This is a genomic window from Nostoc sp. JL34 (assembly GCF_017114945.1).
In the GTDB taxonomy this organism is placed as follows: domain Bacteria; phylum Cyanobacteriota; class Cyanobacteriia; order Cyanobacteriales; family Nostocaceae; genus Nostoc.
Genome location: NZ_JABXKQ010000107.1, coordinates 24,679 through 45,973, shown reverse-complemented (window position 1 = coordinate 45,973; position 21,295 = coordinate 24,679). Strand labels below are relative to the sequence as shown.

16 protein-coding genes and 1 tRNA gene are annotated in these 21,295 nt (G+C 37.5%); 5 read left to right on the top strand and 12 right to left on the bottom strand.

The annotated features are described in order from the left end of the window. Positions 1 to 62: 62 nt before the first annotated feature. From HWQ44_RS19050 to HWQ44_RS19030, 5 genes are all read left to right on the top strand, one after another. Positions 63 to 134: transfer RNA gene (locus HWQ44_RS19050), tRNA-Gly, on the top strand. A 988-nt stretch (positions 135 to 1,122) separates the two neighbouring features. After that, positions 1,123 to 1,530 carry a hypothetical protein gene (locus tag HWQ44_RS19045; RefSeq protein WP_094348002.1) on the top strand — a complete coding sequence of 136 codons (408 nt, stop codon included), beginning with the start codon at positions 1,123 to 1,125 and terminating at the stop codon, positions 1,528 to 1,530. A 4-nt stretch (positions 1,531 to 1,534) separates the two neighbouring features. After that, the gene (locus tag HWQ44_RS19040) at positions 1,535 to 2,800 is read left to right on the top strand and encodes a glutamate-5-semialdehyde dehydrogenase (RefSeq protein WP_292721651.1); all 1,266 of its coding nucleotides are present in this window, start codon (positions 1,535 to 1,537) and stop codon (positions 2,798 to 2,800) included. A 304-nt stretch (positions 2,801 to 3,104) separates the two neighbouring features. Continuing rightward, complete coding sequence (locus tag HWQ44_RS19035) at positions 3,105 to 4,343, top strand: M20 family metallopeptidase (protein WP_292721649.1); 1,239 nt, start codon at positions 3,105 to 3,107, stop codon at positions 4,341 to 4,343. Positions 4,344 to 5,165: 822 nt separating this feature from the next. After that, on the top strand, positions 5,166 to 6,134 hold the full coding sequence (locus HWQ44_RS19030) for an FkbM family methyltransferase (protein WP_292721647.1): 969 nt from the start codon (positions 5,166 to 5,168) through the stop codon (positions 6,132 to 6,134). A 209-nt stretch (positions 6,135 to 6,343) separates the two neighbouring features. Here the strand turns inward: HWQ44_RS19030 and HWQ44_RS19025 are convergent, their stop codons facing one another. The 12 genes from HWQ44_RS19025 to HWQ44_RS18970 all read right to left on the bottom strand — a co-directional run bounded on the left by HWQ44_RS19025 (position 6,344) and on the right by HWQ44_RS18970 (position 21,288). Further along, positions 6,344 to 7,207, bottom strand: coding sequence for a methyltransferase domain-containing protein (locus HWQ44_RS19025; protein WP_292721644.1), 864 nt, complete (start codon positions 7,205 to 7,207; stop codon positions 6,344 to 6,346). Positions 7,208 to 7,450: 243 nt separating this feature from the next. After that, positions 7,451 to 8,665: a glycosyltransferase family 1 protein gene (locus HWQ44_RS19020; RefSeq protein ID WP_292721642.1), complete on the bottom strand. Its 1,215-nt coding sequence runs from the start codon at positions 8,663 to 8,665 to the stop codon at positions 7,451 to 7,453. Between the two features lie 139 nt (positions 8,666 to 8,804). Next, a complete protein-coding gene (locus tag HWQ44_RS19015) occupies positions 8,805 to 9,686 on the bottom strand; it encodes a hypothetical protein (protein WP_292721639.1) in 882 nt (293 codons plus the stop codon). A 105-nt stretch (positions 9,687 to 9,791) separates the two neighbouring features. Beyond that, positions 9,792 to 11,177, bottom strand: a complete 1,386-nt coding sequence (locus HWQ44_RS19010; protein WP_292721637.1) for a hypothetical protein — start codon at positions 11,175 to 11,177, stop codon at positions 9,792 to 9,794. Continuing rightward, positions 11,167 to 12,801: a cyclic peptide export ABC transporter gene (locus tag HWQ44_RS19005; RefSeq protein WP_292721635.1), complete on the bottom strand. Its 1,635-nt coding sequence runs from the start codon at positions 12,799 to 12,801 to the stop codon at positions 11,167 to 11,169. Before HWQ44_RS19005 ends, HWQ44_RS19010 begins: the two co-directional genes overlap by 11 nt. A 105-nt stretch (positions 12,802 to 12,906) precedes the next feature. After that, positions 12,907 to 14,190, bottom strand: coding sequence for a glycosyltransferase (locus tag HWQ44_RS19000; protein ID WP_292721632.1), 1,284 nt, complete (start codon positions 14,188 to 14,190; stop codon positions 12,907 to 12,909). A 119-nt stretch (positions 14,191 to 14,309) separates the two neighbouring features. Beyond that, entirely contained in the window at positions 14,310 to 15,320 is a 1,011-nt protein-coding gene (locus tag HWQ44_RS18995; RefSeq protein WP_292721629.1) for an NAD(P)-dependent oxidoreductase, read from the bottom strand. A 358-nt stretch (positions 15,321 to 15,678) separates the two neighbouring features. Then, positions 15,679 to 17,556: a hypothetical protein gene (locus HWQ44_RS18990; RefSeq protein WP_292721665.1), complete on the bottom strand. Its 1,878-nt coding sequence runs from the start codon at positions 17,554 to 17,556 to the stop codon at positions 15,679 to 15,681. Positions 17,557 to 17,623: 67 nt separating this feature from the next. Then, the gene (locus tag HWQ44_RS18985) at positions 17,624 to 18,958 is read right to left on the bottom strand and encodes a condensation domain-containing protein (RefSeq protein WP_292721627.1); all 1,335 of its coding nucleotides are present in this window, start codon (positions 18,956 to 18,958) and stop codon (positions 17,624 to 17,626) included. A 181-nt stretch (positions 18,959 to 19,139) separates the two neighbouring features. Further along, positions 19,140 to 19,445 carry an acyl carrier protein gene (locus tag HWQ44_RS18980; protein ID WP_292721625.1) on the bottom strand — a complete coding sequence of 102 codons (306 nt, stop codon included), beginning with the start codon at positions 19,443 to 19,445 and terminating at the stop codon, positions 19,140 to 19,142. A 207-nt stretch (positions 19,446 to 19,652) separates the two neighbouring features. Further along, positions 19,653 to 19,940 carry a 2Fe-2S iron-sulfur cluster-binding protein gene (locus HWQ44_RS18975; RefSeq protein WP_292721623.1) on the bottom strand — a complete coding sequence of 96 codons (288 nt, stop codon included), beginning with the start codon at positions 19,938 to 19,940 and terminating at the stop codon, positions 19,653 to 19,655. A 49-nt stretch (positions 19,941 to 19,989) separates the two neighbouring features. Then, positions 19,990 to 21,288: a hypothetical protein gene (locus HWQ44_RS18970; protein ID WP_292721621.1), complete on the bottom strand. Its 1,299-nt coding sequence runs from the start codon at positions 21,286 to 21,288 to the stop codon at positions 19,990 to 19,992. Between the last annotated feature and the right edge of the window lie 7 nt (positions 21,289 to 21,295).

Here is a 21,295-nt window from a genome sequence, read left to right as displayed (position 1 = left end):
AACTAAATTAAGGGGTTGACAATTAGGGATAAATCTGAGATATTAATATTTGGTGATTGATTGCGGGTATAGCTCAGTGGTAGAGCGTCACCTTGCCAAGGTGAATGTCGCGCGTTCGAATCGCGTTACCCGCTTCCAACTAAAACCTCTTAGATTTAAAAATTCTAAGAGGTTTAATGTTTTTAAAATACGTTGAAGTGTTCTCAAAAACAAATAGCCTCTTTGAGGGAGAAGAATTTGCCGTTCGCCCTTGGCGTTAACCGGAGGAGAAGGCATCATAACTGCCGTTATGTAAAGGCAGACTAGGGCATGGAAAATATTGGATGGTGCGTTAACCAAGGGTATCACTCACCCGATGAAACAGGAGTTTTGCATTTTGTTTCATCTATATTCCTAAGAAATATAAAACCCAGCTTTAGACTGGTCAAAATATGCATTAGCTTGGCTACAATCTTTATAGGTGTAATCAATTCGTTTTGTATAGGGTGTATTACACTGGACTAAAGTTGGCTAGTTAAATAATAGTGTTGTCAGGTGCAAAGCGTCTTTTGGCAGTGAAGTTAGCCACAATCTATTTGGGCAAAGAGTCACACACACGCTCTGGACGTTTTGGCAATTCTCGTTATTGAAACGCTTGTGAACTGCAAGGAATAAAGATTGGACGTAATCCCAATCTAACCTTGATAACTGGATAGTAATATCATAGTGACCCCAAGAAAAATTAGCGGGTTTGTTGGTGTCTGTTGTTTATGAGCGTAGCCTTCCCAAACGATTTGTTTTAGGAGTGGTCGCCACGTAGGCTTAAAATTGTACCAGGTGTTTCAGCACAATAAATGCCCAAAAATGCAACCACATTACCTTGAAAGCGACAGATGAAAATCCGAAATTTTTTAAACAAGATTACCAGTTACGGGGAAAGACTACAAATAGAAAACCCCAGACTGGTATGGCAATTACGATACTTCGAGTCGGCTGCATCTGCTGTTTGTAATCATGGCGATGTTTGCATCGCCTATCCATGTTTATAAAGAAAGAAGCCTTATCTACCTTATCAGGCTTTTACCAAAGGATTATATTCTCGCAGTTCGTGTAATAAAACACGCTCAAGTTATTAGAACGCTTGTGCAATCTCAAAAACCTGAAAAAATCGACTTCAATACCGAATACCCCTGTCCCTGTCGTCGCCGGGGTCAGTTAATTCCGATTACGCTGACAGAAGCATTTGGTTGCGATCGCTGTCAGCAAATCTTTGTAGTAGAAGATAATGGTCATGTCCTAGAACAGCTTTCTACCACCTATCCCTACAAGCGAGCTTGGCGTTGGATGGGAAATAGTTGGCATGTTGTTCATCCCCGCTTGGGAGAAAGCTATTTGCCTATAGCGCTGGGCATTATTTTCGTGCTAGTGATTATATGGCTGCCATTAGCACTGCGATTGGCAAATGGTTCCAGCATTATTGCTTGGGCAATGGTGGCGGTGCTGTTGGCTATTCTGCCAGCACTAATGGTCTGGCTTACCTACAGACGTTAACTCAATGACTGTTGAAGTTTTGGATGATCGCCCCGAACCGATTACTAGTGCCCAACGAGCCTATCAAGCTTCCCTAAAGTTGGGGATCACAAAGGGAGCAGACCGAAGTCGTGCAGTATTGGCGATGGCACAGGCGCTTGAGCGCTCATTTGACGACATTCTAGAAGCCAATACCTTGGATTTAGAAGCCAGTCGGGAAATGGCAGTGCCAGAGTTGATATTGGACTGGCTAAAACTGACTCCCACCAGGCTAGAGATGACAGTAGACATTTTACAACGGTTGGGGGAATTATCAGATCCGCTGCGGCGCGTCAGAACCGCTGATTATCAACTGGAAGATTCCCAAAGTTACACCCAATTAATGCCCTTGGGAGTGATTGGATTTATTTATGAAGCGTTTCCCGATTTAGGGGCGATCGCAGCGGGTTTTTGTATCAAAACTGGCAATAGTATTATTCTCAAAGGTAGTACTGAAGCTAGCCATTCTAACGCGGCGATCGCTGAGGTACTGCAAAGTGCGATCGCCGAAGTTGGTCTATCTCCAGGCTGTGTAGAACTGATTACAGCAGAACATGGTGCTTCGATTCGGGATTTAGTCACCCAAGACGAGTACGTGAATTTAGTGATTCCCTACGGACGTTCTAGCTTAGTGCAGCAGGTAGTCCGACAGTCAACTTGCCCCGTTTTAAAGTCAGCGATGGGCAACTGTTATCTCTACTGGTCACTGAATAGCAGCTTGGAAATGGTGCGCTGGATGATTCTTAATAGCCATCAAAGTGAACCCGATCAAGTCAACGCCATTGAAAAGGTACTAATTCATCGTCAAGCCTTGCCATCATCTTTAGCAGTTTTGTGGAACAGCTTAATGGAAAAAGGCTTTGAAATTAAAGGGGATGCAGAACTAGTAGAAGCCTTTCCCCAGTTGCAATTGGTGAAGGAAGGCGAATGGGGAAACCCTTATTTAACTAGAACAGTAGCTTTTAAACTGGTGGATAGCTTAGAAGTTGCGATCGCCTGGATTAATGAATACAGCAGTGGTCATGCCGACTCCATTGTTACTGAATCTTACCAGGAAAGTCGGCAGTTTGCCTTAGGAGTTAATAGCGCCTCTACCTACATCAACACTTCCCCGCGTTTTTCCCGCAACCCCTCGCGGGGAGATTCAGTCTTCCTCGGCATGTCTAACCAAAAAGGTCATCGTCGAGGATTTATCAGCCTGGAAACCTTGACTACCGTCAAGCACATTGTTCAGGGAAATGGCAGATTTTAAATAATTCTTCAGGAGGTAGGAAGAAGAAGGCAGTTCGAGCTTACCGAACCCACAGGCAACTTGGGATTGGAGCAAATACCGGAGGCAAAGCGGCTCTGTCTCCGGTCTTCAGATCACGTCGATAGCGCCTCTCTATACACTTTTTTTATCCTAGAGAGGCTGTTCACAACCCCTTTTCATGCATGGCGGTGAAAAGTTTTTCATCGAGACTACATTATCTACCCTTGTCCATCATTCCCCATGCCCTACGATAAACTGGGACAATAAACTCAGTTAGCTGTACTTAAACTAGTTTGTCTTTATAATGGTTTCCACCTTTCCCAATCCCTCTTCTGTTGACCTATCTCGCATCCGACTGGCGATCCGTTCATTGCAACCACAACTAGTAGAGTGGCGACGGCGATTGCATCAACAACCAGAGTTGGGTTTTCAAGAAAAACTGACGGCTGAGTTTGTATCACAAAAGCTGCAAGAATGGGGAGTTGAGCATAAAACTGGCATTGCCCACACTGGGATTGTTGCCACCATCAAAGGTAAAGAGCAAGATTCAGAAACAATCCAAAATCCAAAAGTTTTGGCGATTCGGGCAGATATGGATGCTTTGCCAATCCAAGAACTCAACGAAGTGCCCTACAAATCGCAGCATAATGGAGTGATGCACGCTTGTGGACATGATGGACATACTGCGATCGCATTAGGTACAGCTTATTATCTCCAGCAGCATCGCCAAGATTTCTTCGGTACGGTGAAAATTATCTTTCAGCCAGCCGAAGAATCACCAGGAGGCGCAAAGCCGATGATTGAAGCTGGAGTTTTGAAAAATCCTGATGTTGACGCGATTATTGGTTTGCATTTGTGGAATAATTTGCCTTTAGGAACAGTGGGTGTGCGGGCTGGGGCGTTGATGGCAGCTGTGGAGTGCTTTAACTGCACAATTTTGGGCAAAGGTGGACACGGCGCACTCCCCCATCAAACTGTTGACTCCGTTGTTGTTGCTGCCCAAATCGTCAATGCTCTACAAACCATTGTCGCTCGGAATGTTAATCCCATTGATTCAGCAGTGGTGACAGTGGGCGAACTTCATGCTGGAACCAAGCGTAACGTAATTGCTGATACAGCGAGAATGAGTGCGACTGTCAGGTATTTTAATCCTAGTTTGAAAGGCTTTTTTAACCAGCGTGTCGAGCAGATTATTGCCGGAATTTGTCAAAGTCATGGTGCGAGTTATGACTTAGAATACTGGTCACTTTATCCACCAGTAATTAATGATATTAAAATGGCAGAACTGGTACGAAGTGTAGCAGAAGAAGTGGTAGAAACTCCTATAGGTATTGTGCCAGAATGCCAAACTATGGCTGCTGAAGATATGTCATTCTTTTTGCAAGAGGTTCCTGGTTGCTATTTCTTTCTGGGTTCTGCTAACCCCGCCAAAGACTTAGCATATCCCCATCATCATCCCCGGTTTGATTTTGACGAAACTGCCTTGGCAATGGGTGTGGAAATATTTGTGAGATGCGTGGAAAACTACTTTCTTTTGACTTAAAGAGCAGGGTAAGTACATCTGTGCATTGGTGTCAATTTCAGGTGAAAACCAGTAAGCGAGTAGGAAAAGGTTCGATATGCTTAGAATTTACAAGCATCCCTACGATATTCTTCCTGATTTTTCGCGAGGTTAAAAAGGTGATCGCGGTCTTAATAGGAGACTAAAATCCTAATATTGTTGTTGCCTGGGGGCAAAAAATTTTTAAAATTCAGAGCCAAATGAGCGAACACTGAATAATTTTATATGATAAACACTTGTACGGGATAAGAACATAGTATTGCTAAATTATTAGTGAGATTTTTAGTATTTTAGCGGCTTTTTTATTTTGACAATTTATTTAAAATTAATCTAGTACAAGAAGACAGAGGCAGAAAGTACAAATGCCAACAAACCAGCTTTTGTATATTTTTACATACCAGATTATTTCTGCCAACCTGTACTAAGTTATGTCTAAAAGGTTGTTTGAAAAGTTGTAAAGTATACTCAAAACCCCGCTTCTATTCCTCTCCCCGAAAGGTCGAGAGGCTTTGAAACCCCCACCCCATTCCCTTGTAGGGAAAGGGGGTTGTGGGATTAGATTTTCGAGGCTTAGATGTTATCAAAAAAACTTTTAAAACATCCTCTAATAAAATTACTAATAAATAAAATATTGTCAGACGATTGTCGAATGAAAAATAAATATGCAACAACGTTATTTATCAAAGAAATTAGGTGACAAAATCTTTACTTTTTGCCAGTTTTAATGTTGCATATAAGTTGAAGCATCCAGAAAATTTTCCTATACTAACTAGCTAGTTAAGCATCTTAGCAAAGAGATAAAATATGGGTATTTCAAGCCTGGTGTATAAAACATTCCTTCGTTCTCATGGGCTTTCTTATTATTTTTGGTTCCTTTTCAGGGAAGTACTAATTAAATTTTTTCACGATCCATCATGCGTACTAACAATACACGATAAGTCTCTTCACTTGCCTTTATCACATGCACTGCCAATATATCTCCAAGAATATCAATTTTATGATCGGTTTGCTAAAAGAATTAGTAAGTACATACATGATAAATATGGATATTTAAAGTGTATTGATGTAGGTGCGAATATTGGTGACTCTATAGCTGCTTTCTATCACAATACTTCTAGTGAAGATAGATTCTTAGCAATAGAACCAAATCCAAACTTTAAAAAATATCTGCTTTCTAACTGGGAACAGATTAACAACGTAAAAATCTTAAGCTTCATCTGTTCTTCTGAAAGCGGTATAGGAACATATGCAGTGATCGAAAAAAATGGCACAGCTTCAGTTATTAATACAGAGGGATCTATTAATATGGAAACAAAGTCTTTGGATGATATAGTAGCTGATCATCCTGACTTCAAATATTTCAATGTTCTGAAAATTGATACTGACGGTCACGATTTTGAGGTAATCTCTGGAGCCAAAAAGGCGATCAAAGATAATTTACCTACTGTTTTATTTGAATGCGATGCATTTTCTAATACAACTTATATAGAAAACTGTTTAGAAACACTGAGCTTTTTTGAGGAGATTGGATACAACTACTTTTTGGTCTATGATAACTTTGGATACTTGATGGGAAAGTATCCGTTAAGTGACTTAGATAGCTTTAAAAACTTGTTGTTTTATCAATTAACAAGCAGGTTTTATTATTTTGATATTCTTTTGATGAAAGATGAAGATATTGAACTATTTTTTCCCTTAGAAGTAAGTTATTTCATAGATAAGATGCCTAACAAGACATTGCCGCAGACAGTTCTAAAAGCTCTGATACTATGATTGAGCCGAGATGTGCGACGTGAAAGTTGTGCATAAAGGCAAGTAGCATATTTGACAGAATAGACCGTCTTGGGGTTCCTTCCCTCCAGTCCCCACATATAAAAGGCGACAGACTCAGGTCACATCGGTAGTAACTAAGCGTAGAAAGGGTAAAGACAGTGAATGCACTGTCTTTACCCTTTTAATATTGACAATTGAGCGAAAGTCTATTACTTACTTTTCCCTTTAACGCAAAGAAAAGAATATAATCTACCTGGATACTTGTAAAAGTGAGACAATATATATCGATAGATAATTTCAACATAAGGAAAGTTTATAATAAATGAGGCAATTCTCCCGCCTAATATCTTTTTTAATAGCTGAAATAAATAATCCATAAGTTCTGTATTAGATATTGGAAAATGATTGATAACTGTAGCAAAAGGAGTAAAACAATTGATAATTATAAAACCTGAATTTTCAATTGATGAAGTGTAAATATTCAAAGGATAGGCATTTTCTCCACCATTCATTTTGTGTAACATATGACTTTCAAGAAAAGCTTTTAGCTCTTTTTCATTATCAGTAACATGTTCTCTAGTTGCAAGTAATAACCCTTTTGCTTTAAGGACTCTTGAACATTCAGCTAGTCCTTTTTGTAAAGAAGAAAAATGATGCAATGCCTGACGAACGTAGATAATATCAAATGTCGAATCTGTAAAAGGTAGTAACTCAGCAAATGCCTGGAAGGTTTCTATTGAGCCTTGGTTGATTCTAGATGCCAGTCTTGCAGTTGCTCCTAATCCCAAATCTTCACTAGGGTTAGGATCTACAGATGAAACATCATGTCCTAAATAGGCAAAGGCATAAGATGCAATTCCATTACCACAGCCTAGATCAAGTATTTTTAATTTATTAGGCGAGTTATTTAATTTCAAAAGCTTTGCAACTTCAGCAAATTCCTCACTCAAGGTAAAACGTTGTGCAGCATTAAAATTATCTGTATCCAGATAAGAAAATTTGACCAATTCAGAATGTTCTGGCTGATTCTGCATCCAGTGAATTGATTCTTCGTATGTAAACTTATAGGTCATATATAGGAATCCTATTTGATTTTTGCTAAAGAATACGGTGACGTGTACAAGTGTCACAACAAATAATGACCGGAATACTCCTTGCGAGAGTGGGAACTACGATGCTTCCAAAGACAGATGTACAAAAGGCAATCACCAAAAACTTTTAAAGCCTGCAATTTAGCTAAAATGCTTAGATTAACGTCTTTACATCTGCCAGAGGAGTTGAAACTCCGTTGTATGGTATGTCTATTCAGGCATAAACTAAGTAGATAAAACCTCCTGATAGACTTTAATCAACTCAGCAGCAGAATCAATTTGGTGAAATTCTTTGATTCTATTTCTACTATTTACTATGTTATCGATGCGAAAATCTGAGTTATCTAACATCTGTATAATTAAGTTAGCGATTTGCTCAATATTAAAGGGATCAAAGGTAAAACGTAAATCGCCAATAGTTTCAGGAAGAGAAGTTACAGAGGAGCATATAACTGGAGTTTCCAAAGACATCGATTCTAGAAGTGGAAGACAGCCTGCTTCATACAATGATGGAATCACAACTAGTGAGCAGTTTTTGTATAACCAGCATAATTCAGGTTCAGGCACAATATCTAGAAAATGAATTTGATCAGCAACCTCAGAATTTTTGAGATAATCTTCTATTACTGGAAAAAAGCTTGAGTTTTTCTTGCCAGTGCATAAAACATATATTACTATCCCAAAATTTTCTTTAATGTATTCTACTGCTTTAATTAAGCATAGATGATTTTTATGCTGCCAGGTTTGGGCAGGATAGAGTAAAAAGCTATTTAGTTGAGCATATTTATTTTCATAGATTAATTGTTCTTCATTCGTAGGTGACTGCAAATACATCTTTTCATAAGGTAGGTGGGAAATATGAACTTTATTATTATCTAATCGGAAGTATTTAATCAAATCTTCCTTGACATGATTAAATGAAACAATAATTTTACTAGATTTTTCAAGTGATTTCCAATAATGCTCTGCTCTCCAAACTCGCTCTTGAGGAGTGAAAAACTCAGGATAATGTAGTTCTTGGACATCATGCATTGTTACAACTAATGGATATCGTAAATCATAGAATGGTGGAGTCTGATAAGGTACATGAAGTAAGTCAATATCTAAGGATGCAAACCAAAGAAACGAGGGATTAAGATATTTAACTACTTGACTAGGAATATTAAATGTGATTAATACTTGAGATATAAGGTTAGTAAATCGACTAACTACTGTCTCAACAAAACTAAATTTTAGGGGTATTACATATGGCTTGGCTTTAGCTTGATATTTGTTAATTAGGTCAAGACATTTTTTCTCTACTTCCGATGAACAAAAAACTAAAATATCAATTTCTTGAAATTTACTTTTGATTAATAAAATTTCAAGAATCCGCCAAGAATAAGGAGCAATACCACCACTATGTAAGCTGACATCACCTAACCAATAACCTATTTTCATTTTGTTTCTCCAAGTATATATGTGTCTTTTATCAATGAGGTTTTAGGGAGCAATTATGCTTCATAATACTTTAATTAAAAAAAGTTTTTTTGCTGCAAGTATTATTGAGGTGAACAGTGCATAAACGTTTATTGAGGGTTTATACCTCAGATTTGTTATTCCAATTAACCTCTTTGAGTAACTTGGCAAAACGAGGTATGTCAACTAAAAATGAGGAAAAAGCGGATAGTGAGTTACGTTTTTTAATTCCCCAAGGTGTTAGCTTCCAGGTTGCAACAGACCCATTAAATATATGCACATTTCCGGCTAGCTTGGCATTCTTTTTAGCTTCTTCGCCTGTGACATAAGCTGCACCTCGACCACCTAATAAGTGAGTATAGTTATGATTTTGGTGTATAGCTGTAACTACTTCTGTGGCATCAACAACAGGAATTCCTAATTCACGGGCATAATAAACAATCCAATGATCCCAATGACCTCTGCCAACAGCAAAAGCTGGAATTTCGGCATAAAGTGGCTTAGGAAATACAAAATAATCCATACACACAACTGAAGCTAATATCCCTTGTTTTAAAGCAAAGTGATGAAGCTGAGTGTCCCAAGTAGGAATATCAAAGTCCAGCAGTTCTGTAATATTCACATCGGTACGCTGTCCAGTCATTAAAAAATCATGAAACAATGCGGAGCGTAATTGCTTTACAGCCACCAAAAAATTATTTAACAGGATAATATCAGTATTTACATAACTCAGAATAGAACCTTTAGCAAGTTCTTGAGCTTGTCGAAATATATCATCTAACAATGGTGTACCATATTCATTATATTGAATGTGCGGTACATGAATTACTCCAAGTTTTTGAGAAATATCATCAATGCCTTCCTCATTACCAAATAAGATAATTTGTGGCTGGGGACGAAGTAATTTCCAACTATTGATTGCATTCTGTTGAATAATTCCAATATGTCCTTTAAATGCTTTAGGTACAGTAAAAATTGTAATTCTTTCTTCAGAAGAATACATTAATTAATCTCCTCATTCACAGATAGAAACAGAGAATATGGATCTGGTTTAGGTTTATCTATTGCGAAGCGATGCCACTGATGTTTTTCACTCACTCTACTATTTTCACCAACAAGCTTTTGCTTCACTGCCTTGTAGTATTTCAGGCTGAACAAAACTCCTTTTGCTGATTTTACGAGAAACAATAAAGGCGATCGCTAAAGCTTTTAATTTTCTAAGCAGTGTATATAAGTTAATTTTTTCACTTCCTATAACTGATTTCCAAAACTTAATTGGTCGTGTCAAAATAAACCAAGTGAAGCCATAGCTGATTATCGATTGAATGTTATGTTTTCCATAAAGTAATTCCAATCCACGATAACCAGAATTCCATCTATATACTTGTTCCACCCAAGCCTTCTTTGGTGGCTGTTCCAGTGTCATGTCTGTCAAATGGGGAGTTCTGTTCGTAGAAATAACATCTATGAATATATCGCCTATAAAGCCTGCATACTTGGCTAAAATACTGAGATGAGTGTCTTCAACTCTTATCCCTGGATACCTTTCACTAATTACTGCTACTAAGCTGACAAGCACATCAGTTTTAGCAACCGTACCACTCCCTGGTTTCGATTGAAAGCCACTGAATTTACCATGAGCAATATCTATAAACCATTGGATAGGAGGCACTTCTTCACTAAAGTTAGGCACTAAAACTTCAGTTCCATCTACCATACCTTTTTGGTAAACAGCAAACTTATTTCTTGTACCACAAATATCAACTTTAGGTGAATTTTGTAGTTGATTGACTATTAACTTTAAACCGTTAGATTCTGGTTGAATAACTGAATACTCTTCCTCAATTAAAAACTGAGATTCGGCATCAAAAGCCACTGAAATTGTAGGTGGTATCCATCCATTCTCTATACTCTTGAGTAGTAATGAGCCATAAATATCTCCCAATATTCGGATTTTTCCTGCTGAATATTGTCCTTCTCTCTGATGCACAATAAATATTCTATGTTGGGATGGCTGAGGTTCAATGTTAATTAAGCAATAAGGTTTGCCTTGGCACATCAAATTGTCAAATATTGGTGCTGGGATATTGTTTGCTAGTTTTTCTCCAGTATATAAATGAATAACTTGGACATTTGGCAGCAAAATAAAACGGTCGATAACAGTCGGGCACTCAAAACCATTATTCAAACCTATTACTATATCAGCCATCATCCCAATTTCAGAGATTTGTTGAATCATTTTGGGAATAGTATAGGGTAAATAATTTTCGGCTCCTTTGGCAGCTGCTACTATTCCTAATATTCTGGTACTATCCAAAGCATTATTAGTTTGAGCCTGAATCCATTTTCTGTAAAATAGAACAGATTTTACATCTGCATCCAAAATTATGTTTTGTTTTTCTCGTAATGTAAACCTTTCTTTAGCTAAAAACTTGTTGGGGCGATCAGATGTTACTAAGAATTTATTCAAAAACATTGCTTTACTAATTTCCAATATTTAAATGTTCAGTTTTCACTTGGCCGTATTCCAGCTTGACAATCCGATCTGCCAGGTAAAAATATTGGTCGTCATGACTGATAACTACTACAGTTTTCCCTCTATTCTTTAGCTCTGCCAGAAGTTGAGTGTAGAAAATTTCCTTAAATACAGGATCTTGATCTGATGCCCACTCATCAAACATATAGATAGGACGGTCTTCTAAATAGGCAGTAACTAGAGCTAGGCGCTTGCGCTGTCCTTGAGAAAGATCGGTAGTAGAAAGTACTCCATTATTGACCTTAACTTTATGGTCTAGTTGTAGTTGAACAAGGTACTTTCGAGTCTGAATATCTAGATCACTACTATCTAAACCCAGGAAGCGATCAAAAAGATAAAAATCGGAAAATACTACAGAAAACTGTTGGCGATACCACTCTAAATTATGATTATTGATGAGATTGTCATCTAGATAAATATTTCCTGTTTCAGGGATATAAAGCCCAGTAATTAATTTAGCGAGGGTAGACTTACCACTACCGTTACCTCCTACAATAAAAACAAGTTCTCCGGGATGGAATTTCAAGTTAATAGGCCCAAGAATAAAGTTGCTTTCTTCTCGTTCCTGATAATAAGTATGGGTTACATTTACTATTTCTAGGCAGTTCCAATATTTATCTGATGTCAGTGAAACATTATCACCAATTTCGTTGGAGTAATTTGCTAACGATAGACCCAGAGACTCAACTTTTTTTAAAGCAACTAAGGCTTTAGTTATGCTAGGCATCATACTCATAATATACTCTAGGGGTGATATCAAATAGATAATAGTTATGGCATAAGCAGATAGAATTGCAGGGGGAATTTTATTGATACTAGGGAGAATGAATAAAAGTAAACCGATAGCAACAAAAAATAGAATTTGTCCCCAACTAGCAGCGGCAGCAAAGATACTCATACCCACAACATTATGACGGCGGGATGATAAGGCAGTGGTATGGAAGTCTTCAGAGAGAAATGCTTGGCGTCGCCGATGATGCAGCTTAAGTTCCTTTGTGCCTTGAGTTACAGTACGAAAATGCTTAAACAATCTATCTTCCTGCTCACGAGCCAATTTTAGAAAAGACATAGCTTTCTTCATTGGTAGTGAATAGCTGAATATTCCCAGAAACATAAAGCTAATACCTATAAGGAAGACAATTTTAGATAACCAGCCTAGATAAATTAGACAAGCAATCACAATGGCAATATTAATGCACACAAAAGGAACAGTAATAACCGTGTTAGAGATTGTTTGAATATCTTCAGTGAGAACGGCTAAAAGACCATGAGCACCGATTTGTTCTAAGTGACGTAAGGGCGAGGCAAGAATGCGACGGGTTAAAACTATCCGTAAGTTGAGAATTGCTTTTTGTGAAAGTTGGATTAACAAAACTTGAGAAGTAAAATTAGAAATTAGCCGCAGCACACAAAGACCGATAAAACTCCAAAGTAGTGTAGTTTTCGATGGCTGATTTTGACTCAATGTTGTATTAATTAGGGCAATTAGACCAGCAGCAGTGCCACCACTGAAAATACCAGCTAACATTGCAAGACTAAGGTGAAGAGAAGAAGTACGCAATAAAAGGCGGATCAGGTTCATAAGTAATAAATTAACAACCCATAGCATTCAGCCTGACGCAGAGAGTTTTTTTGCAGAGTAATTAGGCAGATATGATATTACAGTTCACAGACTTTCATTATTTGCCTACCTATTAACTACTTGTCCAGTAGCTTTTACCTCCAGTTTCTTTGATGCTCCAACATGTTGGTATAGCTTTTCTTCAAATTTTTCCATACATAGTGACCAATCAAATTTCTGTATGTAGAGGCGAGCCTGTCGAGACATTTCTTCTTTGAGAGCCGGATTTTCTAGAATTGTAATTACCTTTATGGCAAAATCTTTTGGGTTATTGGGTTCAGTTAGAAAGCCATTGATACCGGGTACAATTTGCTCTGAGTTTCCCCCAGCATAGGCGGCTACAACAGGAATTCCAGATGCTAAAGCTTCCATATTAGTGGTACAAAAGTTTTCGGTGACGGAGGCATTGACAAATACATCTGCTCGCGCAAACCAACCCAAAAGTTCTGTGCCGTGGGATTCACCCCAAATCGTAATACCAGATTCAAACTTTTTGGCACGCCGACGGATCTCTTTATCCTGGGGGCCGCTACCAACAATCACTAGATGGACATCAGGAATCTTGGCAGCAATGAGTACAAATGCATCTAAGAGTTGCTTGACATTTTTTTCTGCACTAATGCGTCCGACAAATAGCAGAGTCGGTCGTTGGTCGTTGGGAATAGGGTTATAACAAATGTTTCGGGGATGAAATTTTTCGCAATCGACTCCTTGATAGGAGAGATATTCTACACGTTGGGCTGCCATCAATTTGTACTTAGTGAGTTGTTCTTGAGAAGGAAAGTAATTAACGTCATAAGCCTCACTCAATTGCTTAATTAGAGTGGGAATTATAGGACGAATAAATCTGAATAACCACTCTCCGATGTAATATCGAATATAAGCAACGATATCGGTATGGAATATAGATATTATTGGGATGCCTGTTCGTTTTGTGTATTCACTTCCAATCGGGCGACGATAACCTTGCAAAAAAAGTGAGTAGTAACCAATCATTTCTGGTGCTTCTTCAACCACCACAATGTCAGGCTGAAAATTTAAGAGCAACTTGGTATCGCTCCAATACCGATAATCCAATGGTTCAGGATGAAATTTGTAGAATATTAGTGGCTTAGTTGGGTACGCATAAGAAGAAAAGTTGGAGAAAGACTGAGCTTCCTTCAGTCCTAGCATGGGGCGATCGCAAACTTCTTTGGGGTAGAGATCATTGACTCCAGGATGGATTAGAAAAACTTCATGCCCCTGTTGTAATAACCAACGAACCCGTTGGTGTACTCCTACAGAAACCCCCGACATGAATGGAGCATATAATGCCGTAAAAATCGCAATGCGAAGAGGTTGTTTATTCATGGTCTAACACTTGGTATGTATGGTTGATGGTCTAACACTTGATATGTGTGGTTGATGGTCTAACACTTGATATGTGTGGTTGATGGTCTAACACTTGGTATTAAAACTTTATAAATCACCTATGACGACTCAATTATCTTTTTGATGTCTGTTTTTTGCAACCATTCCTGTATGTGCTGCATCCCCTCTTTCAAATCAATTTTGGGTTTATAATCCAAAAGACTTTCTGCTTTAGCAATTGAATAAGCATAGGGGCGAGTGATAAAATCTATAGATTCTGGCAGAATATCGGCTTTTTGTCCAAATAGTTTCTGCCCTTGTGAACGTAGTTTTATCAAAAGTTTGAGTTCATCTTTTGGTAGAGAATTGGGTGCAGATACTCCTACCATTTCTACCAAATGGGTAAAATATTCTTTCCAAGAAGTTTCTTGTCCATCAGTGATATTAAATATTTCACCGTAGGTTTCTTTTTCGATCGCTAAAAAGATCGCATCAATCAAGTTGTCTATGTATACATGATTAATAACTCCCCTACCATCATTGACATAGACAAATTCTTTTTGACGCATCATCAGAATGGGCCGAACTATCCAAGGAATACTTCCTGGGCCATAAACATCGCCTGCTCTAATGATGATGATGCCAAAATCTGGTGCGGAATTTAGTGGTAATATTGCTTCTTCGGCTTCTATTTTCGTCTGACAGTAGGGATTATTATCGCCAGACAACGGCCCAGATTCCGTGATGCGATCGCAATAGTCGAAGCCATAGACCATACCACTTGAAAGATGCACAAAGGTTTTAACACCAGCATTCTTAGCAGCTTTAGCTATATTGACGGTACCGCCAACATTTACCTCACGAAAATGGTCAAGTGACCCACCTTCCTTGGCAAGTTCAGCCGTATGTGCAACTACATCTACTCCCTGACAAGCCATTTGGGCAGTAGCTGGATTGGTAACACTACCAACAATCACCTCAACACCCAGTTTTTGCGCTTTTTTAGCTTTATCTGGGTAACTTTGCAGGCCACGGACTTTCATTCCCTTTGCTATGCTTAACTCAGCAAAACGTAAGCCGATAAACCCATTAATTTCTGTGATGAGAAGAGTTTTGTTTTCGATATTCACAGATTCAATCTACCACTGTAATGCTGGTTTGATTTCAGATGCATTATCTACTTCTCATATATATAGTAAGAAGGTTTTTAACACTGTCTAATAATCTCATCCAGTTGTGATTTATAAGCATATTATGACGATGAGATACTCAATCGCAACTCATATGCAACTCATACGCAACTTCATAAAAACTTGAGTAATTTTTCCTAAAAAAAAGTCATTCGTGTAAAAAAGCTAGAAATAATGCTCTAGCATTTTTATACGAATGACCTAAGCTTAAAATAATTATTAATGACGTTTATACGGAAGCTCGTTCCTGGCTACCGCTAACGTAATTCGTAATTAGTTAAAAGCATATTTCAAAATTTTATATTCTGCATTCTTCTACTTTCGATTTAAGAGAAGTAAAATATTTTCCACCTAGTTCAATTTGTCCATCTGCACATCCAGATTTCAACCTTTCCACTAGATAATCCAAATCATGAGCTATAAAATTTGTGCCATGATCTGGTTCTATCAAACTAACTAAAGATATATTGCTTGTTTGTTGTTCAGCCAAGCTAGAAATACCCAGAAAGTTGAATACACCAGACTCATAGGTTCCACACGGTACAGAAGGATTATGTACTCCAACACAGTATTCATTTGGTTTAAACCAATCAAATGCTGGGTAGCCGTGAAAATGAACAATTGGCGCACCGTCTTTAATTAATTCTGGCGTATACAAAGCCGCTGAAAGACTAATCGCAAGCATGACATAAATATCATAAGAAGGTTTCATATCTGCTAAGTCCGAATGAATCACCTTAGGAAGTTGTAGATATAGCTTCTCTTTCAAACCAATTCTGATAATATCATCAGCGATATTTAAGTCTGTTTTATTTGACCCTGAACGAGAACTTACAAGCCAAATATCAGGTATTTGTCTAAATACATATTCTCCTAGCATTTTTATTTTGACATAGCGTCTACCTTTTTCATTTTGACGCAGTTCGTTACTACTAAATCCCTTAACAGGTAATAGATGTTCCCACTCATTTTTAGTTAACTCTATGTCTCCAAAATATTGTGGAGGTTCAACATAAGCAACAAAGCCATAAGAGACACCTGTCCTACCATTTATAATGACGCTGACAATATCTCTATGAGATTTTCTTTTAATAACTTCGTCCAATTTAAAACCAGGAGGAAATAAACCTGTTGATGCTAATTCTTGACCCAATTTCACTAATTTTGGAGCATAGCTAGATTCTTGAGGATTATACTGTCCTAGCTCGAATCGACTCAGCAAAAGTGGTGCAATTGGCACAAAAACTTTAGGGATTAATGATTTTAAAACAAACCTTTCTATCTCATTTTTGGGGAAAATAGAGTCAGAAAGATTCATATTTAATATAGAAATTTTATCAGATGATACTCCAATAACAATCTCTGAAAACGTTCTGATTAAAGTGTTTAAGCCAATATTTATTTTTTGTTTATACGGGATAATAGGGTTGATAAAATCATGGTCAATGTCAGTAATTGTAATTACTTGTGTCTTGCTAGGATTGTCAACATACTTAGCTGCATGATCCTCAGCCCAACTGCTTAATCGAGCCATTTTTATAACAGGGATTTTTCGACCATTTAAAACAAATTTAGAATAAAATTGATAAAGAGCCTCTGCTGCAAAGATACCAAATTTTCTGAGAATTGAATGAGGTATTTCTACATCAACAATTGCATTAACTTCTGATTTAACCCCTTTGAATTTGAAGTTTTTCTTTTTGTTAATTACCGGAATTGTTAGGTCATAGTTAAATTCTGCGATCGCTTCTTCCCAAAGCAACACCTTGACCCCATAATTTCTCAACTGAACTTCCAATTCTTGGCGAAATTTCCGAATTTCTTGATTGTTGTAGCTATTAGGCAAAGGTTTAAATGTAACTATCAGCTTTTGAGCCATAGCTTTAGGATCGATAATTGGCGGCTTATACTCCACAGTTGATTGTTCTGTAAATCCCCCAATTAGACGACCAATAGTTTGTAAATTTAGTCCTTGACTTAAAGGGACAGACTCTAAGTCAGCAGCTACATCCATCTCGTGCAAAAATGCCACAATATCTGCTTTACAAGCAACTATTTCTGCTTGCATTTCTAATGTGATTACTCCCTTTGGCGAGCGAATCTTTAATTTATCGTTATCAACCCACAAATGAACACCTTGTTGAGTAAGGTTTGCTACAAGTTCTGATGTGTTCATAGTTTTAGAATCTCCTAATTGTTTCATAATATTGTCTTTTTAGCTTCTCAAATGAGCAATAAATAGCCTAGTTGCATATTAAACTAGAGTCTAAATTTAAATTGCAAATATCAAAAATATAAGACATAACATTGCTAACCATAAGTTCCATATTATTCTCACTAATTGAAGGTTGAGAAAATACAAAATTCAACAGCATTTTTCCTTGAAAAGTTGAGACGTGGATAACAAAAACACCTGCATATAAAGCCTGAGAACCAGCAAAACTGATTTCTTCTAATTCAAATTCACCATAATGTTTGGGAATATTTATTTTGCCAACATTAGAAACAGATACTGTAGCAGCTACTTGCTTGGGATAGATAAAACAAAAATCTATGAGATGCTTGGCAATCAAGATCATTTTAAAGAGTTCGCCAGACTTTTTACCAACTTCAAGCTTTTGTTTTACCTCACGAGCTAATTGCCAGAAGGACGTATTTTTACCTATAGTATGAAATCCCATAATAGAGGAGGCTAATACAGCCATCTGATCATCACTGATTTCTGGTTCCAGATGTCTTCTCAAATCAAAATATGATAGGCAGTTTACTCGGATACTTTTTCTACTACCTTTAATTATTTTTCTGCCTATTGTAAACATCAGTACAGCACATAAAGCACTATGTACTGTTGTATTTTCTTGACGGCAATGATTTACAAACTTTTGGGTTAAGTCTTGGTCAAGTTGTCTGTGGATAATATTGCAACGACGCTTGGCAATGGATACGTACTTTTCAAAACCTAATGTTTTTGGTCGATTCCAGATGTGTCGCAATGCAATTTTGAACAAAAAGATAGTACTGTTTATCCTACCCCTAAAACCCTTAGTCCATTTGGGCATTAGTTCTTCGATTGGTGGAAGTGGAGTTAAGTTATTAACTGAATTAATTGGTTCGCCGGATACAATTTTCTGACAACAAGTCAAGATTTCTGAGTGAAGTTGGATAGATGATAAACCATCTGCGATCGCATGATGTATTGTTGTAATCAGGTAAGTTATATGCTCCTTACCCACCAGATGAACAAGAACCACTCGTAGCAGACCTTGGCTACTATCAATTTCCTTGTTCATCTCTTCATAAACCACTTCTTGCCACTGCTCATTATTTAACTGCCTTACAACACGTAAAGCAATCTTTGCTGTTCCTTGAGTTTGAAAGATGAGACTATTCTTAGAACGAATAATTTGAGAATTTAAGCGAGGGTGATGAGACTGAATCACTTCTAAAGCCTGTGTCAGAATTTCTTCACAGATATAGCCCTTGATGCGACTAATAGTTACTATGTTCCAGGTTTTAGCACGGCTATTTAAGATTTCCATAGCTTGCTCAAGGCGTCCCAGTTTTCTGTTGTAAATCATATTTAATTTTGATTTCCTCTAACGACTGATTGTTTGCAAGCCTAGTTCTTAATTCAGGTTATTATTATTTTTTATAACTTGAATAACCTGTTGAGTAAATCTTGCTAAAAACCTGGATATATTCATAGTTTAAAACTATCAAAATCTTGTTATGTAAACTCTTCAACAACAGCTTTGGTATTCAAATCTCAAAAATTTCTGACTGCGAAGCTTTAGATTCTTCGGCTAAACGCTGGGATAGAGTTTCAATAGTGGGGTAATGCCACAATAAGATTGGAGATAGCTCAAAACCAAATAATTTCTCAGCTTTACTAACAAGAAACATGGCTTGCGCTGACTCTAAACCGTAACTGTCTAAAGGCTGACTGACATCTATATCTTTGGGTTCAACTCCTAACTGCTCTGCAATATGAGATACTAACCAAGCTTGAATTTCTTCTGCGGTATAAGACTGCTTTTTAGTTGTCTCAGGAATAGACTGACTCATTTACACACCTCTGAAGTAAAAGGAATTGGATATATAGCATTCCTAAATAGGATATGAACAAGCTAAAAACGGATAATTTTTATTCACAGCCTAAATAGGATTGCTGTATTGGCTAAAACTTTTGAAAAGTCCAAGGGAGAAATTATTTGAACTTTTGCTACTGCTGCATATCTTTTAAGCGATATTGAGCTACGTGGAATTTGTCAATTAATTAGCTACCCGAATGCGAATATCACCCTGCACTATGCATTGACAAGCTAGGCGAATATTAGGATTCTCTGGAGCGAATACATCAAGTAAAATCCGCTCCTCATCCATCACAGGAGTTAGATTTTCCATCCCACTTACAACTTCTATGAGGCAGGTTCCGCAAGCAACACAACGACAACCAAATAAAATTGAACTAGGATGCTCATCACAAACCTTAGTTAAGCGTTGGTTTGCTTCTACTTGAACTGTTTTCTGATCATCTTCAAAATGAATAGACACTATCATTTCTAAACTCACTAGCTTCAGGAAAGAGGATTAACAGATTTAGCAACTGTTAGGCTACTTCAATAACTTTTTGAATTTCCTTCATTGCCAGAGCATCTTTGTAACGCTCATAGCGATTACCTAGCTTAGTTGTATTTAACTCTAATCCCAATTCTTTAATAAGACGCTCTAGTTGCTGAGATTTGTATTGCCAACTCTTTTGTTCTATGTAACCAATTATATTGCGCCACTTTGAACTCACCTGCCTCCAAGAATGAACTAATTGATTGATATCTACTTGCTTATCAGCTAATTCAGGATGGTGCAGAGACATACTTAGTGAGTTCAGCCCAATTCTAATATCAGTTAACATGATTCCTTGCACAGTGAGGTCTAATTTCTCCAAATAAGTTGTGAAACTAGCACTAATGTAGTCTTCTACAATTAGTTGCATGAAATATCGAATGAAATCTTGAGCCTCTGGAGGAGCTACCCTATACAGTTCTACTCCTAAATCAAAAGATGTTGTGTAGTGACGCGCTTCATCTGTTAAATGACCCTGATTCAATTCAAAAGCTAATGGTTCATAATCAAACTTTTCAGGGGAATCAAATAAATAGGCTTCGCTTTTTTTTAATTCCACATTAGCCATGTACCGATACAGCAGAGCCAAACTACCCAAGCCACTTTCTTGGACTTTTTCGGCGGGTAGCATTCTCATAGCATCCCCAATCATAAACCTTAAATTTCGATATGTAAAATTTTGACCTCGCTGCTGCGTCTGTTTGATAATCTCTTTAAGAAAGTTTTTCCCCTTTTGAAGATTCAACAGAGTTTCATTTAAATCTTCGTCAAAAGTAAAACGGGTATCGAAGTTTTCAAAATCTGATTGAGGTATTGCACCAACAGAACCATAGAAAAATCCCGGCTCATCAAAGGAGCTTTGAATTCCTAGTTCTCGGCAGACCATACTATATATGGTTCTAAAAGACCAAATATGATCCATTTCTTCATTAGTTTCCTGATGAAGAATCATAAATTCGTCTGAATATGGAGCAAAAACTTTTTCGGCAATGCTCATATTGGATATCAGAGACTGATATTCACTATTGGCGACATATTTGTATAAATTAGCAAAGAAGGTCGCAGATAAAATCGACATTTGACGAGCATTGAAGGAAAGTAAATACTCACAAATTGGTATGGGTAAGGGAAGCATTCCCGGATAAGAGTAAAGTTTTTCTCCTTTAATTCCCTGCTTGCTCATTGCTATAGCAACAGTTTTTAATTCTAAAGGATGAGTATGTGCTTGCTCGAAAAGCTTATTTTGAATCTTAGGAATTCGATTATCAATTTTAACAACACTCATGTGATTT

Excerpts from the sequence above, each read along its gene's own strand:
- HWQ44_RS19040 (WP_292721651.1), top strand. The coding sequence starts at position 1,535 with ATGACTGTTGAAGTTTTGGATGATCGCCCCGAACCGATTACTAGTGCC.
- HWQ44_RS19035 (WP_292721649.1), top strand. The coding sequence starts at position 3,105 with ATGGTTTCCACCTTTCCCAATCCCTCTTCTGTTGACCTATCTCGCATC.
- HWQ44_RS19030 (WP_292721647.1), top strand. The coding sequence starts at position 5,166 with ATGGGTATTTCAAGCCTGGTGTATAAAACATTCCTTCGTTCTCATGGG.
- HWQ44_RS19025 (WP_292721644.1), bottom strand. The coding sequence starts at position 7,207 with ATGACCTATAAGTTTACATACGAAGAATCAATTCACTGGATGCAGAAT.
- HWQ44_RS19020 (WP_292721642.1), bottom strand. The coding sequence starts at position 8,665 with ATGAAAATAGGTTATTGGTTAGGTGATGTCAGCTTACATAGTGGTGGT.
- HWQ44_RS19015 (WP_292721639.1), bottom strand. The coding sequence starts at position 9,686 with ATGTATTCTTCTGAAGAAAGAATTACAATTTTTACTGTACCTAAAGCA.
- HWQ44_RS19005 (WP_292721635.1), bottom strand. The coding sequence starts at position 12,801 with ATGAACCTGATCCGCCTTTTATTGCGTACTTCTTCTCTTCACCTTAGT.
- HWQ44_RS19000 (WP_292721632.1), bottom strand. The coding sequence starts at position 14,190 with ATGAATAAACAACCTCTTCGCATTGCGATTTTTACGGCATTATATGCT.
- HWQ44_RS18990 (WP_292721665.1), bottom strand. The coding sequence starts at position 17,556 with ATGAACACATCAGAACTTGTAGCAAACCTTACTCAACAAGGTGTTCAT.
- HWQ44_RS18985 (WP_292721627.1), bottom strand. The coding sequence starts at position 18,958 with ATGATTTACAACAGAAAACTGGGACGCCTTGAGCAAGCTATGGAAATC.
- HWQ44_RS18980 (WP_292721625.1), bottom strand. The coding sequence starts at position 19,445 with ATGAGTCAGTCTATTCCTGAGACAACTAAAAAGCAGTCTTATACCGCA.
- HWQ44_RS18975 (WP_292721623.1), bottom strand. The coding sequence starts at position 19,940 with ATGATAGTGTCTATTCATTTTGAAGATGATCAGAAAACAGTTCAAGTA.
- HWQ44_RS18970 (WP_292721621.1), bottom strand. The coding sequence starts at position 21,288 with ATGAGTGTTGTTAAAATTGATAATCGAATTCCTAAGATTCAAAATAAG.